Genomic DNA, 14659 nt, shown 5'->3' with positions numbered 1-14659 from the left:
TTGCGCGAAGAAGCGATAGCCCGGAGGGCATCTGACTTCCCTACGCTGGCATTATCCAGATCAGGTGGTACGGGTATTTCTCAGCCTTCACAAAGAAGGGCACCCCGAGTCATTTGGTACAAATTAGCTTACTTTTTGCCAGCTTAGGGGAAGTGGCTTACTGATGCAAGCCCCGCCTTTCCGGTCATCGCTTTTTCACCTTGAAAATACGCATAACCCCTTTTTTGAACCCCATCCCATAAACGAAAAAAGGAGCCTTTAAGCTCCCTTATAATGCCTGTAGTTTAAGCAACGAGTGTTGGTACCGATTGTGTAGAATGAAAACACTTAAGACAGAGAAAAACTGAGGGTTTATCAATGAGTGCTCGTGAAGCCTATCGCCAATACCGACAAGCAGTGACCGCTTGCAAAAGTATTTTCGCGCGGGGCGGGAATGTTACTGGTGATTATGGTGAACATCTCGTACAGCAACTTTATGGCGGGAAGCTACTGCCAAACTCCCATAAAAGCGCCGATGTAAAGCTGGACGATGGCACATTGTTGCAGGTTAAAACCAGAGTTAATAAAACCCAGTTAGGAGGAGTTCGTTCCTGGGATTTCGATTACCTGATCGGCATTCAGCTTAATGAAGATGCCGAAGTAGTATTGGCAGTTCGTGTTCCTGTGGATGTTTGTCGCCAAATTGCCGGATATGCCAGCCACGATAACAAATTTGTAATCCATCTTAATGGCATGCTTCTTAAAACGCCTGGCGTAGAAAATGTCACTGAAGAGTTTCGTCAATATAATCCTTAAGTGTTCGTTTTTTTCTTTTCTGGATGCGGGTGGCAATATACCAAACAGCACGGAAGAATAAGAAGATGTAGAGCTGGGTAATCATAATCCTCCTGTTTATTGGGTATTCATAGTTTGCTGTGACGTGTGTTTATCAAGATAGGCCAAGGCGTATTCGTTCGTTAGTTTCCCGTCACGTTTAAAGCGCTCCAAATCTGGTAACTGATACTCAGAAAATTGATACCAATGTCCAGCACTCTCGAATTGAAGCAATTTGGTAGAATATTCCTTATCATCGCTTGGTGCGGCTGACGGTGTTACAGGTTTCTTTATCTTTGGCTTCGGTGTTGGCTTCACCTTTTCCGGCGTTTGCGCTTCTTCTTCCGGTGCCTCTTCAAGCTCGCACATCGGATCGGCGTTGGCCTCTTCGCCCTGTTCCTCCTGCTGTACGGCTGGCATGTCTTCTTTGGCGTTGCCGAACACTGGATGTTTCAGGCAGTCCACCCAGACAGACTTTTTTGTCGTCCCGGTGTTACGTTCGAGAAGGAATAATTCTGGGGAGAGATCGATAACAGTCCATTCGTAAGTTTTTCCGAATTTCTTTTTGGTTAGCAGTCCGGCTGCTTCCATTCTGCCAATTGCACTGCTCACTGTACCAACGTCAGAAACACCGATTGCCTCAGCGATGCTTTCAATGGTGTCGTAGTGCTTACCAGTTGTATAATACTTATTGTCTGTTGATTGGTCGGTGAATAAATGGAACCTCTTCCGCAGGATCATATATGCTAATTTGGCGTTACCGATTAGCTTTACTGACTCACCAGTTTTGAGGTTTGTAATTCGGGTTGATGATAATAATGCTTCTTCGATTGAGGCGTATTTGTATACATTCCCATTGATAATTTTGCTCTCTGCCAATGTTGTTTGCTCCTATGTATGCTCAGTAAATTACGAATGCTCTTCATTTGGTTTTCTCCGCTTCTCATTCGTGAGGTGGGTGTTAATGCTGGTTCGTGGTTATTACGCGTCAGCTTTCGAGTATTTGACCGCCAGACTTTGGCATTCTTCAAGAAGGAGTGCGCTTACGCTCATTTTTCGGCGCTTCGCTTCTTTGAACAAAATCTGAAATGTGGCATCCGGTATCATTAACGATGTGGACGGCGGTAGTTCGGATTTCTTCTCGATCATTCTGGTTTCCTCCTAGGTTAGCTGGTCACGGGGGTGAAGTTTGGCGTTGCTCGCCATTCGTCAAAGCGTCGGATCGCTTCTTCGAACATCTCCACCCTGTCGAGCTGTTCACTCTTACGCGCTCGAACAAGGGAACTGTAAACAAGTCCTCCTGTTGTTCGGCCTGTTATCAAATCTGCGTAGATTTGGTCAACGTTGAAGTAACGCATTGTATTTGCTCCTGTTTGGTTTTCTCCAGACGCAAAAAAGCCCCCACACCGATTACCCGGTGGAGGCTGCAATTCATGCGTGGTGGAATGTTGTTAGATGAAAGTTATGTGATAATGATTATCGCTATGCTTCTAATAATACACTAAAACGACACCTAATGTCAAGCATCTTTTCAATCATTTAGTAAAAGTCAAGTGCATTTAGTGCTTTATATCAAAAAAGAACGCTACCTGTCAAGCTAAGTTTATGATATGATCCATACCCGAACAGCTCACTGATAGATAATAAGTAAAAACCTCCTGTAACGCCCTGTACGGTGTTCTAACGCATCCAGGCTACCATTGCACTACCTACCCTCTTATAATCGCTCACAGCGCGTCTGATGCGTTCTGCTTGCATCTGGCACTTATCCTCCAACCCCAAGAGCCTTAGCACGAGAATAACGATAGTTATTAACGGGTGGTGATTGGTTAGGTTGCTGGATGAACCGTAGCACGGTGAACCATTGACTTGCTGAAACCGGGCATGAGTGAACGATGGTTCATGAATGGATGGTTGAAGGTAGTCAGCTTATCAGATGGTCAACGGTAGTTGGTCAGATGATAATTAAGCGCACAGCGCAAAGGTGATTTACGCCACGGCGTAATATGCTTGTGCCTGACTCACGTCAAGGCCAAAGCCTGGCACAATCCCAACTTGTAAAGAGGTAACGCTTTGCTGCGTCGTGAGCGGCTGACCGAGGAGCCACCCAACGGCGAAACAGGTCACTTGCCAGGCGATACACGCCAGCAAAGATCTTTGCGACAAGCGCAAAACACAGATCTTTTAGAAATCTCTTTCTTTAGGATCGATTTCTAAAATCTCTTTCTATTGCACGGGTTTTTCACTGGTATCATTGCCGAATACTCGGGTTATTACCGTGTATCCGTTCTGAACAGTCGGGTTTTTCCCGTGTATGCTTCATCTCGCTAATTTTGATAGACGGGTTTTTTCCGTATATTACGAGAGTAACAAAACGGTACTTTCAGCCCTTCACCCAACGGTAGACCGTCGCCCTGCTCACTCCGAACCGTCCATGCCGCAAAGCATAAGATTAATCTGGGATTATCCCTATCAAACAGGCATCAAATCCGGTGGTAATTGGCAGGTAAAGAAGCGCTAGTGAGCGGGGTCAAGTTGCCAAACCAACAATGATAGTGGCAATTGACACTATCACGCACATTGCGTAAAGGCTTGCGTCGTGCAGTGTTCGAAGAAGTGATAATAAAAATAATTATGATGCTGGTGTTAAGCAACCTGCCTTTATTCGAATTAAAATACCAGGCGCGTTTAATCCCAGCCTTTACTGAGAATCATCAGTGTCAAATGTCTTTGCATACGGACACTGCCCTTTAGTGACGTAGGTAAAAACATAGTAGCTGTTCTCGTACGTGCAAAGTGTCTTTCCGCTCTCCGTCTTTTCCTGCTGGGGATCGGTCATTGTGATCTGTTCTGCTGCTGCCAACTGTCAAAACAGTAGCCCACATATCACTAACATTGCTCTTCTAATATAGTCCTCCCGTTGATTTTGTTGCTAAAACCCTCGCTCCATGGCAACTGTGCACGCGGATTATAGTTCCGATGTTGATCAATTTTATCGATCGATACAATAGAAATTGATCGTTTTTATCAATTAACAATTTATAATGGCTCCTGATGAATTCTTAACTAACAACCAAAAGGAAGACCATGAAAAAATTGATTCTCGCAACGCTGATCGTTCTCCCCTTCGCCTCAAGTGCAACCACATTCACCTGTAAAGTCATTCAGGAAGGGCAGATCGATTCTGGTAGCCAGAAATCTTCAGTCGAAACTCGCCTCGATGTGCAAGACAAAAGCATGAAGGTCAGCATGGGCGGCAAAATCTGGCGGCTGGGTTTATTAGGTGAGAAAAGCATTGCGAAAATGTACGCTACGCCAGACGGTGGGATTGCAGTCACGTACATTGATAACGGCAGTGAGCCTGTTTTCGTTATGCGCCCGACCAACAATGACGGACAAACCGCTATCTATACACTTAGCTTATGTTCTGAGGCTTAAAATCAGGCGTGAGAAATCACGCCAACTTCTTCTTAATTTGGTAGAAAGTGGCGCGTGATACTCCAGCCACCCCATCACATTAGCGGGTTTGTGTCCTGCATTAAGTAATGATTAAACAACCTCTTGCGTCCTTTCATCCTAAGCTTCACCCAAAAACAGCAATTAATGAGGACGTTTGAGGTAGCACCGGAAGCATTCTCAATATTTTTCTCCCTAAGTTAATGTAACTAACTCATCGGCTGAAAGATCCTCTAACGCTCTTCTTGGACAGAATGTGGGGAGCATTCCTTTAACAACATTTCCAGTTCAATATATTTTCCTAAAAGCAAGGCGTCCTGACAGAGTTAAAACAATTCTGCTTTCATCAATACTTCTTTTGCATATAAATATTAAAAATCAAAAAGTTAAAAGAATCAGCTTACTACTATTCGATGCTACTACAATCCATTTATGGCGACGGTAATGAATTCTCTGAACCATGGCCTGTGACGTTTCTCATATCAGACAACCGCTAGGTAAGCAGAAACTGTGCAAGTTGCTTCAGTGACAGCCTTGATTCGGTTATTTCTTCTTTTAAGAAACGCTATTTGCGCTACGAATGGCCTTTTTGTAGCAAATTCACCGTCGTTGCAGATCTTTCGCTGTTAAAAAGTTGCATTTGACTGAAAAATGATCAATTTTTAAACAGTTATTCAGCTTGATATGAACTCAGGAATGGCTAGATGAATATAAAAAACGATAATAAACAGCACATTAACGTTGCGGCCTATCTTAGAATGTCTACTGAACATCAACAATATTCAATTGATAATCAGGTGCAGTTCATTCAGAAATATGCGGATGATCACAACATGATGATTGTCAGGATTTACGATGATGAAGGCAAAAGCGGTATCTCTGCCATCGGAAGAGATAACTTTAAAAGGCTTATAAAAGACGTTGTGACTGGAGAGCTAAGCGTTGAAGCTCTTCTGGTGTATGATGTCAGCCGTTTTGGACGGTTTCAGGATAATGATGAAGCTGGGTATTACAGCTATCTGCTTAAGTTTCATGGTGTAAGAATCATTTATTGCGCAGAAAATCTACCCGAACACTCACCTGAAATTCAGATGCTTACTCTGCCAGCGCTAAGGTATGCCGCCGGAGCTTACAGCCGAAACTTATCTATTAAGGTTTTTGCCGGTCATGTAAATTTGGTTCAGAGAGGTTTTTATCAGGGCGGTGTACCGGGTTATGGACTGCGACGAAAACTGGTAGATAGCGAAAGGAAAGAGAAATTCATTCTGCAGTCTGGAGAAAGAAAAAGCCTGCAAACAGACAGGGTCATCTTGGTGCATGGCCCAGATGAAGAAATAAAGATCATAAAAAAAATATTTAATCTTTTTATTTTTAATTGCTTTAATGAGTACCTTATCGCTGAAACTCTCAACCGTGAGGGAAGTACATCCAGTGATAGTGAGATGTGGAACCGTAGCAAAATACACGCGATATTGACTAATCAAAGACTGACTGGGAATTATTTCTACAACAAATCTTCGAATAAATTAAAAAGCAAGCGGATGAACAACCCAGAGAGTGAATGGATTAAATACGAAGGTTTTTTAGAACCAATAATTCCAGATGAAAAATTTCAATTGGTACAACGTATAATCCGTGAACGAAGTGCCCATCTTTCTGATAATGATGTCCTAAATTACCTCAAGGAAAAACTACTTGAGCACGGTAAGCTTTCCGGTTTCATTATTAATGAAGATCCAAATGGACCTTCAAGCAGTGTTGTATCACACCGTTTTGGCGGTTTAATTAATGCCTATCAACTAATAGGTTACACACCAGAGAAGGATTATAGCTATCTTATCATTAACCAAAAACTACGTGAAATTCACTCTTCACAAATTAAAAAAATACATGATTACTTAGCGCTACAAAATGTAGATATTGCCACCGATAATTTACTTACAGTAAACAATAATCTTAGGATATCCGTAGTACCATCCCGGTGTAAGGCAATGAAATCAGGAAGGCTTCGTTGGATTGTCAGACTTGAGCGAAGCCTTACACCTGATATCAGCATCGTAATGAGAATGAATAATAGTAACACCGAAGTTGTTGACTATTACATTCTTCCCCATTTAGAAAAAATAGAAAATATGCTGGATTTGAAAGAGAGTAACTCATTCCTACTGGAGTTATTCCGGTTTGATGATCTTCAAATTCTCATGAATTTATTATCTCCTTATCCTATGAGGGTTGCATAATGAACAACCATCCTGAAGGAATAATATTAATAAAAACCTCCTTAATTAAAATTTTAAACCCACGCTCAAGAAATAAATTTCGACATGGAGAAATAACTGAAAGCATTGATAAAAGTGGATTAAGAAAGCCAATTACCGTTAGAAAGATTAATGATAAAGAGTATGAATACGCATTGGTGTGTGGACAGGGAAGACTTGAAGCTATTAATAATCTAAATGAGGATATGATACCAGCTTTCATTATCGATATAGATGATGAGACGGCCTATCTGATGAGCTTGATTGAAAATATGGCCCGCGTGAATCCAAGAGCTGGCGAACAATTCAATCGAATAAAAGAGATGAAAGCAGAAGGGCTGACAGATAAAGAAATATCAACAGTTACAGGTTTTTCATATGGGTGGATCAGTAGTATAACCATGCTCATCGATAAAGCAGAGAACAAATTACTTGCTGCTGTTGAGTCAGGAAAAATACCGATTTCGCTCGCTGTCGAGATCGCTAAAACAGATTATCAAGGTGCACAGGAACTTTTTGTTCAGGCCTTTGAGAAAGGTGAAATCAAACATAAAGATATTATAAAGATACGAGCTATCCTTGATGCCAGAAATGAAGGTTTAAAAGGTTTCAATGGGGCTGGATTTGGATACAGTAAGAAGAAAAAAGAACTTACAACTGAGGATTTGACAAAATTATATCAAGAGAACATTGATAGTCACAAAAAAATCAAGAAAAAAGCATTATTCGTTGAGGAGAATATAATCTTGGCCCGACAAATCATCCAGGATATTATGAATGACGATGGCTTTGCGAAGTTGGTAAAAGAAGAGAACATGCTAGAACACATTAAATTAATAATCAGCAGTAGACATGAGGATTTCTAATAATGATTAATTACTGTTTCCATAATGATGCGATTGTTTTCAAACTTGATTCACTTATGCATACTAAAATCCTACCTTCTAATTTTAAGTTAAGCACTAAATACTTACAGATTAGATCCTCATTAGCAGAAGTTGGCCTTGTCGAGCCTATTATTATTTATATCGACAGCGTGAAAAACCATGTAAAAATCATTGATGGTCATCTCAGAGTTGAAGCTCTAAAAGAATTAGGTGAAAACAAGGTTAAATGCCTAATATCAAGTGTTTATGACACCTTCACACCTAATAGCCGGGTAAACAGAATTACCATTATTCAAGAGCAAAGAATGATTAAAGAAGCTCTTAATTCTGGAATTCCAATCGAAAAATTAAGCTTAGCACTTAACATGTCGGTTGATGCCATTAGAGGTAAAATAAGAGTGCTTAATGGTATTTCTCCCGAGGTCATTCACATATTCTCCAATCATCACGTCCCAAAAGCCACATTCTATATTCTCAAGCAAATGAAGCCAATGAGGCAAATTGAATGTTCGGCACTAATGATAAACGTTGAAAACTTTAGTAGGAATTTTGCACTTTCCTTACTTCATAACACACCTCCTAGTTTGTTAATAGGAAAACCAGAAAATGTGGAGACTAACACTGTTGGTCGCAGGCAAATGTTAGACAGACTTGAAAGGGAAATGGCTCAGGTACATGTCGATACCCAAAAACTCAAGGAGACTTATGGAGTGAATACACTAAAATTAGTTATAGTAAAAACACATATTACTAGCCTACTCGATAATCCCAAAATATTACAGTGGCTTCTAAAGCATAAACCAGAATTTCTGACAGAGCTGAATAAAATCTCTAGTATTAATTCTCTTGAGGATTAGGATATAAATATTAGTACACTAAAAATTTTATTTACCTAATAATTCTTTCTTATACTCAATGGGTTATCTGTCAGTTTTCAAGATGAGATAAGTCTTATGATATGGCTCTGCTGATTATGTCATTTAAAATTGACCAACCTCTAGATTACTCCAGCATGGCTCAAGGTCTACTTTTGGCACAGAGCGGCCCTTTAAAATGGGCGGCAAGCATGCCGAATTGGGATCTTCAAATGGGATACAAAGCTCTTTTATCGGTTATCGCCAACTATAAAACAAGACGCCACCTCAGCTGTTTTTTTAATCGACAAGATTTAGTTCGCTTCAACTAAAAGTCTCAAAATCATCTCCTTATAAGACCACATCGACGCAACGACAGAATGCGGCTTCGCCTTGTCTCAAAAGTTTGATCTTTGATTTTGGGACAGTTATTATTTTGATACTACCTTTTGAGACTTAGAGAACATCATGACAACTGTGATCGGATATGTGCGAGTTTCCACTAGCGAACAAAACGTTGAAAACCAGAAGCAGCAGATAGCCGATGCTGGTTATAGCGTTACTCGCTGGTTTAGTGATGAAGCGGTGAGTGGTGCAATTAAGGCAGGAGAGCGTCCAGGGTTTGGTGAATTACTCAGCTATGTGCGTGAAGGGGATACACTGATTGTGATTGCTATAGATCGCTTAGGACGTAATACGATTGATGTTCTTTCCACCGTGGAAATGTTGCAGAAAAAAGGCGTTAAAATTGTCAGCTTACGCGAAGGGTTTGACCTGTCTACGCCAGTCGGTAAAGCGATGCTCACTATGATGGCGGGATTAGCCAGTCTGGAGAAAGATTTGATAGCAGAACGAAGAACAGCAGGTATCAAACGTGCTCAGTTGGAAGGTAAACATTGCGGCAGGCCTATCAAAGCGACAGTTGAACAGGTACGAGAATTGTTAGCGCAAGGTTTAGCACCAGCAGCAGTACAGGATAGGTTAGCAATCAGCAAAGCAACCTTCTACCGACTAAAAACTGATTAATCATCTGCCTTGCTGATATTTGAGAATTCTGATGCTCGAAGAGGAGGAGCCGGAAAAATTGCGCTAAGCAATTCACATACCACCGATGTAGGCTGCTAAATGAAATATTTTTTATGATATTCTATTTATTTTTTATGAGTTTTCTTAAAAGAAATGCAACAATATTCTATTAAGGTTTTAATTAAACCTATCCTTCTATAACATCAATGATGTAATAATGACTGATTGGCTATGCTGTTATTAAGGTATACCTCTGCCAATCATTTAAAACCCTCAAAAATCACTCCTCATTCGAGAAACCATCAATAATCTAACTTATTAGATATAATTACAATGACATATATCAATTTCTAATTGAACTATTCGGATTTTTATCACATAATATCAAAATAATTTAAAAATAGAATTGCAACTTTCCTGATGAAAATCTAGACTCATAATTGATAAAACCACGAAATTAATTTAACTTTTAAAAAAACAGGCACCCATATCGGGTGCCTTTAATTTTATTATAATTCTTTTTTATCAATTTTCAATTGTGGTGTTTTTAATGCATTACGTTTTTGCATCGAAACCTGATCCTTAATGGGGATACTTAGTTTTTGTGCTATCCAAGCTTTATCTTCATGATTGGTATAATGCATATGTAGGTGCGTTATGATAATTTCTTGAAGCAATCTACGAGTCATCATATTATCTTTGACTAACAACCAAATTGACTCAATATCATTTCTATTAATTTTCTTAGTAAATTCTAACTGGATAGTTATCTCTACTAACTTACTTATCTCTGAACCAAAGTAACCTGATAGGCTTGTGTAATATGCTGTAAGATCTTTATGCCCAACTGAATACGCAATTTTCTTTATGACATTCAATGACATAACATAGCTATATGTCCAATAAAATAAACTTGCTTCTTTGGCGATTTTATCAGTAGTCCAATTTTTTTTCTCTGAAATAAGCCGGTGAACCTCGGCTATAATTTCATCTTTAAGTTCCTTAGTTATAGAATAATAAAATCCTAAAAAACGAAAACCTATAGCATAGGTTTCTCGGCCCAACTTCTCAAGCTGTGGAATAGGAATAGAACCTTTTCTGTTTCTTATAATTTGGCCTAATACCTCAACAGCTTTGTATGACCGATTAACATCAAGAAGATCCTTATTAATTGACTCTACATCCTCTTCCTCATCTTCATCTTCCAAATGCGCATCATAGATATCACGCTCCGAACTTTCTTTTTCTTTTAAGGCAGTAAGCCTTTCCTGTTCAACATCCTTTGTTTTGTCGATAACAATTTGGGGTATTTCACACGCCATTTTATTTAAGAAATCGACATCATTTTGACCAAGGGTGGCCTTCTCATGTTCCTTAAATATATTACTTAGATTAACAGTAATTCGTTCTATGATATTCTTATCTTTCGTGTGATGCGTTATAAATATAAGAATATTAGCATTTTTTTCGGTGTGAATCTTATCACATAAACGATCAATAATTATTACTGACTCATCGCTTGCTAACTCTGTTATTTTTTTTGCTGTAAAAAAGTAATAAATATACTTGTATTGAAATTTAACTGTATCAGCCCACATATATATGATTTTTGAGCGTTTCAGTTTATCCAAAATTTCCACATGTGACATCAAATAATAGTTATTTGAATAATATTCTTTAAATTCTTCCAATTCAGAATAATTGATAGCATGATTACCCTTACTATATATAAAATATGATAACTCACTTAAATAATTAAAATAGTCATTCAACTCATCTGCTTTAACATTCGCTTTATTGAAAGCTTGTATAATTAAAGAATGATAACAATGACCATAAGATGTCAGTGAAAAATTGCTTTGTGTATTTGACTCTAAAATTTGCAAAATCATTAATATAAATATCGGCTTACTTGGCACGATGTTTTTCATAAGAATTGAATCTATATTACGCTTTAGATTATCATTTAAACTTTGAATATCTTCAATATCAGATGTTTCATCTAAGCCAATTTGATTCCATTTCTCAACAAGCTCAGTTTTTTGGATATGGCTAAATTCAGCAATCTCATAAGTTGTAAAACAATCGAAATCCTTAAGAAGTTGATCACTAAATCTAATTTTTGAGTCAGCAATAATAACAATACTTTTATACGTTTCCACGAGGTTATTCAGCAACGCTCTTTGGAATTTTTCATTCATAGGTGATTCTGTTATATCATCAACTATGATAATCAACTCATTGTAATTTATAATACCTACATTATCGTATTGTTCATTTAGGAAATCATTAACTACATTTTCAATTTCGGCTACTTTCTTGAAAGAATCGCCTTTAATAAGAACCGGTATTGAACCATTCGAATGATATTGACGGAAAAGGGTTTTAGCTAAAGTTGACTTTCCTGACTGCTCACTACCAATAATTAGTGTTTTATTACCACTAATTTTTTCATGGCTTAAAACATTTTTTGAATTTACAAAGACATCATAATCATCGAATTCATATTTAGTTCTTTTTAAATCTGGATAAATAAACAAATCATCAAGATAAAGGATCTCCTTCCTTCTATGCTGAATAGTAAATCCAAGATCAAGTAAATGCAGCTTAAAATTAGTTCTCAGTGCATTTTTTTCAACTACCGTATCTTCAGTTATCGCATATGAAGATTGTGTCTTTTTTTCTTTAAGATATTTAACCACATCTTCAATGGCTTCCGAAACTTCTAAATATGCTTGTTTTTGATTTGGATAGGAAGAAATAGGTTTTGCATCGCTCGGTGTTGCATTGTAGAGCGACAAACGAGAACGTTTGAATGTACAATAGTCAAGTATTACTGGGATAATACGAAGCTCATCGTCAGAAGCTTTTCTTTCTAATGCTTTACTTAACTCAATTTCATTACAGTATTTCGAAGTCAGAAAGTCTTGTGTTATGAGAAATACAAATACATCACTTTCTTCGATTTTAGCAGATATAACCTCATCAAACTCATCACCAGCGAGCATTTCTTTATCGTACCAAACTTCAATGTCTTCATTAGGTTGAAGATACTTTAATATTTGTTCTTTATGATGTTTATCTTCATGACAATAACTAATGAACAGTTTTAATTTATTATCCATGCCAAACTCACCTTTTGAAAAGATAAATAAACACATATATCAAGTAGGTAATAAAAACAACCCCATTGAGATAAAAATAAATATCAAAATGGGTTTTCCCATCTAATTCATACATCATTTTCACAATCAAGAAAAAAATCAAAATAACCGAAAAGGCTCGCTTATAGAAAAATGAAACAGCCTTTCTGTAAAAGCTGCTGCTATTTTTGTAAAATAACCCCTCAAAAGTAAACAACTGTGTATCTGGGAATAACGAATTTAATTCTGCTTCAATTGTGTGTAAATATTTATATTGCATATCTATAAAGAAACATGCTTGGGTATAGCGTATGAATAAAACAAATGAAGCCAGTGCAAAGGTTACCAACAGTAATGCATTTCCAGGAAGCCTTTTATCATCGAGCTTGCCTACACTGACTAATAGTCCATTAATGAATTCAGCATTCACACTTTGGATCGCTATAAGCATAATGGACAAAATTAGCATAAGGAACATTAAATCCCTTTTGTTAGCAGCTGCTTTAAGCGTTTCAACATTACATTTATAATGCTCATAGAGCATATTGATTTTGGTTTCGTCCATTTGTGTTCTTTGTCAGCCCAAAGGTTAAAGTTTTTTCTTTGGCTAAGTGTATCAATTTACGCACTTTCTTTAAAATATTATTACACCATTTGAATCAATAAGTTATAAGAAGAAGGTTTTTAAACTGGTTGAATTGAAAGGCTTTTCGCAGCCCACCAATAGACATTATTTCAAATGAATTAATTAGTATTGATATCATCCGTATAAATATTTTATCATTTGGCTCACCTGGGCCAATGCTGGCCCAAGAACCTTGTAAAACTACGACTACATCAACAAAAGTGCTATAAGCATGAATTACGTATAATTCTCGGCAGTTAGGACTCCCAACTAATTCCATCGATCACATATGAAACCGAGGAAAGCGGGAACGTATGCAGATAGCGTTTTGTGATGCCGCCGGTCTTCTCGTGGCCTACCGTCTGCTGTAGGTGCAGAATATTCGACACCCATCCAGCCATTGCAGCAGAGCAGACTGAGTGACGTACCGAATGCAGTAAACGCCGTTGTCCATAATCATCAAGATACGGAATACCAAGCTGATCACGCAGATCAGTAAATACTTTGCCAATCTTTGTCATATTAGCACCTGCCACCTCCGAGAAAATTCGCTCTTTCCACTGGCGATCAACGTACTCCATGAAACCCCATTCGATTAACTTAGGGTGAATAACTACCTGCCTTGTAGCATTTTCAGTTTTCCCCTGACCTCCTTCTGCAATCAGGAAATAGTAACGCTGGCTATCTTCATCGAATTTTATTTGTGACTTCTCCAACTTTCCTATCTCACCTCTTCTCGCCCCCGTGTATGCCAGTAACAACATAATCCATTTTTGCCAGCCATCGGGCTGCTTAAGCGCCCACCCTACAAACTTTTTCATCTCCGCTGTGCTGTATGCGCCAAATCTCGCTTTCGATGGAGCAGCCACTACGCCATCAGTTGGCGACTTAGACAAAATGTCTTTGCTTTCTGTGAGGAAGGTTTTGAAGAATGATTTATACAGTTTGAGATGCTTGTGGATGGCCTCAACGCCTACCAGTTGATCCGGTGGAACATCATCGCACTCAATCAGTTGCTGGATGGTCATTGAACGGTAAGGCTGAACAACGCGCTTAGGGAGATTTTCAACCACTTCCATCACCAGCTTGATGTCCTGCTTGGTGATCACCGTTACATCAGCTCCCCCCCCCAAGACCGTTAGCAATACTTCGATGTAACGCTCATTCGCCATTGAGATCGATTTCGTCCAGTTACGCCCCTTTACGTCTTTGTACATCGCCCACGCATCAGCAAGGGTTAGCACTTTCTCAGGTTTTACTGGTGGTTGTGGCTCTAGGACCTCAGAAGAAACAACCATCGGTTGTTGGGGCAAAAGTGGATTTCTCTCTGCTTTACGTTCTGACGCAATCAGATTTGACAAGAATGATTCGAACACTGGGATCGGCGTAGCTAATGATTTAACGAAAGAAAGGTGCGGGATGATGCTAATCATCAAAGCAGATGCTTCACGATAGCTGTCAGTAGAAAGTGATTTTTTATACGAACGTCCATCCGATAAACGGATCTGGATGTAGTAGTTACCGTATCTTTTGAAGGTGTACGGAAGCGATTTTAACCTCATGGACAAGCCCTCTTTTTACCTCTGAAATCGAATTT

Annotated in this window: 13 protein-coding genes and 1 riboswitch; of the genes, 7 read left to right on the top strand and 6 right to left on the bottom strand. The window is 38.7% G+C overall.

What is annotated here, in order from left to right; translation table 11 throughout:
- Window positions 1-20: 20 nt before the first annotated feature.
- Window positions 21-117, bottom strand: a riboswitch (TPP riboswitch).
- Between the two features lie 240 nt (window positions 118-357).
- Window positions 358-795 carry a DUF6998 domain-containing protein gene (locus ACF8PE_RS11180; RefSeq protein WP_392494860.1) on the top strand — a complete coding sequence of 146 codons (438 nt, stop codon included), beginning with the start codon at window positions 358-360 and terminating at the stop codon, window positions 793-795.
- Between the two features lie 96 nt (window positions 796-891).
- On the opposite strand, the gene ACF8PE_RS11175 is transcribed toward ACF8PE_RS11180, so the two are convergent.
- The 3 genes from ACF8PE_RS11175 to ACF8PE_RS11165 all read right to left on the bottom strand — a co-directional run bounded on the left by ACF8PE_RS11175 (window position 892) and on the right by ACF8PE_RS11165 (window position 2171).
- Window positions 892-1692, bottom strand: coding sequence for a DUF6945 domain-containing protein (locus tag ACF8PE_RS11175; protein ID WP_392494859.1), 801 nt, complete (start codon window positions 1690-1692; stop codon window positions 892-894).
- 102 nt (window positions 1693-1794) lie between these two features.
- Entirely contained in the window at window positions 1795-1962 is a 168-nt protein-coding gene (locus ACF8PE_RS11170; RefSeq protein WP_392494858.1) for a hypothetical protein, read from the bottom strand.
- Window positions 1963-1979: 17 nt separating this feature from the next.
- Window positions 1980-2171, bottom strand: coding sequence for a hypothetical protein (locus tag ACF8PE_RS11165; protein WP_392494857.1), 192 nt, complete (start codon window positions 2169-2171; stop codon window positions 1980-1982).
- Between the two features lie 1729 nt (window positions 2172-3900).
- Here ACF8PE_RS11165 and ACF8PE_RS11160 point away from each other — a divergent pair.
- The 6 genes from ACF8PE_RS11160 (at window position 3901) to ACF8PE_RS11135 (ending at window position 9294) form a co-directional block, all read left to right on the top strand.
- Window positions 3901-4251, top strand: coding sequence for a hypothetical protein (locus tag ACF8PE_RS11160; RefSeq protein WP_392494856.1), 351 nt, complete (start codon window positions 3901-3903; stop codon window positions 4249-4251).
- 722 nt (window positions 4252-4973) lie between these two features.
- The gene (locus ACF8PE_RS11155) at window positions 4974-6509 is read left to right on the top strand and encodes a recombinase family protein (protein WP_392494855.1); all 1536 of its coding nucleotides are present in this window, start codon (window positions 4974-4976) and stop codon (window positions 6507-6509) included.
- Entirely contained in the window at window positions 6509-7393 is an 885-nt protein-coding gene (locus ACF8PE_RS11150) for a ParB/RepB/Spo0J family partition protein (RefSeq protein WP_392494854.1), read from the top strand. Before ACF8PE_RS11155 ends, ACF8PE_RS11150 begins: the two co-directional genes overlap by 1 nt.
- A 2-nt stretch (window positions 7394-7395) precedes the next feature.
- Window positions 7396-8271, top strand: a complete 876-nt coding sequence (locus tag ACF8PE_RS11145; protein WP_392494853.1) for a plasmid partitioning protein RepB C-terminal domain-containing protein — start codon at window positions 7396-7398, stop codon at window positions 8269-8271.
- 101 nt (window positions 8272-8372) lie between these two features.
- Window positions 8373-8600: a hypothetical protein gene (locus ACF8PE_RS11140; protein WP_392494852.1), complete on the top strand. Its 228-nt coding sequence runs from the start codon at window positions 8373-8375 to the stop codon at window positions 8598-8600.
- A 136-nt stretch (window positions 8601-8736) separates the two neighbouring features.
- Window positions 8737-9294, top strand: coding sequence for a recombinase family protein (locus tag ACF8PE_RS11135; RefSeq protein WP_392494851.1), 558 nt, complete (start codon window positions 8737-8739; stop codon window positions 9292-9294).
- 509 nt (window positions 9295-9803) lie between these two features.
- Here ACF8PE_RS11135 and ACF8PE_RS11130 read toward each other — a convergent pair.
- From ACF8PE_RS11130 to ACF8PE_RS11120, 3 genes are all read right to left on the bottom strand, one after another.
- A complete protein-coding gene (locus ACF8PE_RS11130) occupies window positions 9804-12419 on the bottom strand; it encodes a TIR domain-containing protein (RefSeq protein ID WP_392494850.1) in 2616 nt (871 codons plus the stop codon).
- Between the two features lie 7 nt (window positions 12420-12426).
- Window positions 12427-13002, bottom strand: a complete 576-nt coding sequence (locus ACF8PE_RS11125; RefSeq protein WP_392494849.1) for a hypothetical protein — start codon at window positions 13000-13002, stop codon at window positions 12427-12429.
- 317 nt (window positions 13003-13319) lie between these two features.
- Window positions 13320-14624, bottom strand: coding sequence for a tyrosine-type recombinase/integrase (locus ACF8PE_RS11120; RefSeq protein ID WP_392494848.1), 1305 nt, complete (start codon window positions 14622-14624; stop codon window positions 13320-13322).
- Between the last annotated feature and the right edge of the window lie 35 nt (window positions 14625-14659).

Source organism: Leclercia sp. GLN_9 (assembly GCF_043105735.1).
Lineage (GTDB): Bacteria > Pseudomonadota > Gammaproteobacteria > Enterobacterales > Enterobacteriaceae > Enterobacter > Enterobacter adecarboxylatus.
Note: the sequence above shows the minus strand (reverse complement) of the source record. Positions and strands in the feature narration are given on the sequence as shown.

Bases quoted from the DNA above. Each gene is read 5' to 3' on its own strand.
- ACF8PE_RS11135 (WP_392494851.1), top strand. From the start codon at position 8,737: ATGACAACTGTGATCGGATATGTGCGAGTTTCCACTAGCGAACAAAAC.
- ACF8PE_RS11170 (WP_392494858.1), bottom strand. From the start codon at position 1,962: ATGATCGAGAAGAAATCCGAACTACCGCCGTCCACATCGTTAATGATA.
- ACF8PE_RS11130 (WP_392494850.1), bottom strand. From the start codon at position 12,419: ATGGATAATAAATTAAAACTGTTCATTAGTTATTGTCATGAAGATAAA.
- ACF8PE_RS11145 (WP_392494853.1), top strand. From the start codon at position 7,396: ATGATTAATTACTGTTTCCATAATGATGCGATTGTTTTCAAACTTGAT.
- ACF8PE_RS11120 (WP_392494848.1), bottom strand. From the start codon at position 14,624: ATGAGGTTAAAATCGCTTCCGTACACCTTCAAAAGATACGGTAACTAC.
- ACF8PE_RS11150 (WP_392494854.1), top strand. From the start codon at position 6,509: ATGAACAACCATCCTGAAGGAATAATATTAATAAAAACCTCCTTAATT.
- ACF8PE_RS11155 (WP_392494855.1), top strand. From the start codon at position 4,974: ATGAATATAAAAAACGATAATAAACAGCACATTAACGTTGCGGCCTAT.
- ACF8PE_RS11180 (WP_392494860.1), top strand. From the start codon at position 358: ATGAGTGCTCGTGAAGCCTATCGCCAATACCGACAAGCAGTGACCGCT.
- ACF8PE_RS11140 (WP_392494852.1), top strand. From the start codon at position 8,373: ATGGCTCTGCTGATTATGTCATTTAAAATTGACCAACCTCTAGATTAC.
- ACF8PE_RS11125 (WP_392494849.1), bottom strand. From the start codon at position 13,002: ATGGACGAAACCAAAATCAATATGCTCTATGAGCATTATAAATGTAAT.
- ACF8PE_RS11165 (WP_392494857.1), bottom strand. From the start codon at position 2,171: ATGCGTTACTTCAACGTTGACCAAATCTACGCAGATTTGATAACAGGC.
- ACF8PE_RS11160 (WP_392494856.1), top strand. From the start codon at position 3,901: ATGAAAAAATTGATTCTCGCAACGCTGATCGTTCTCCCCTTCGCCTCA.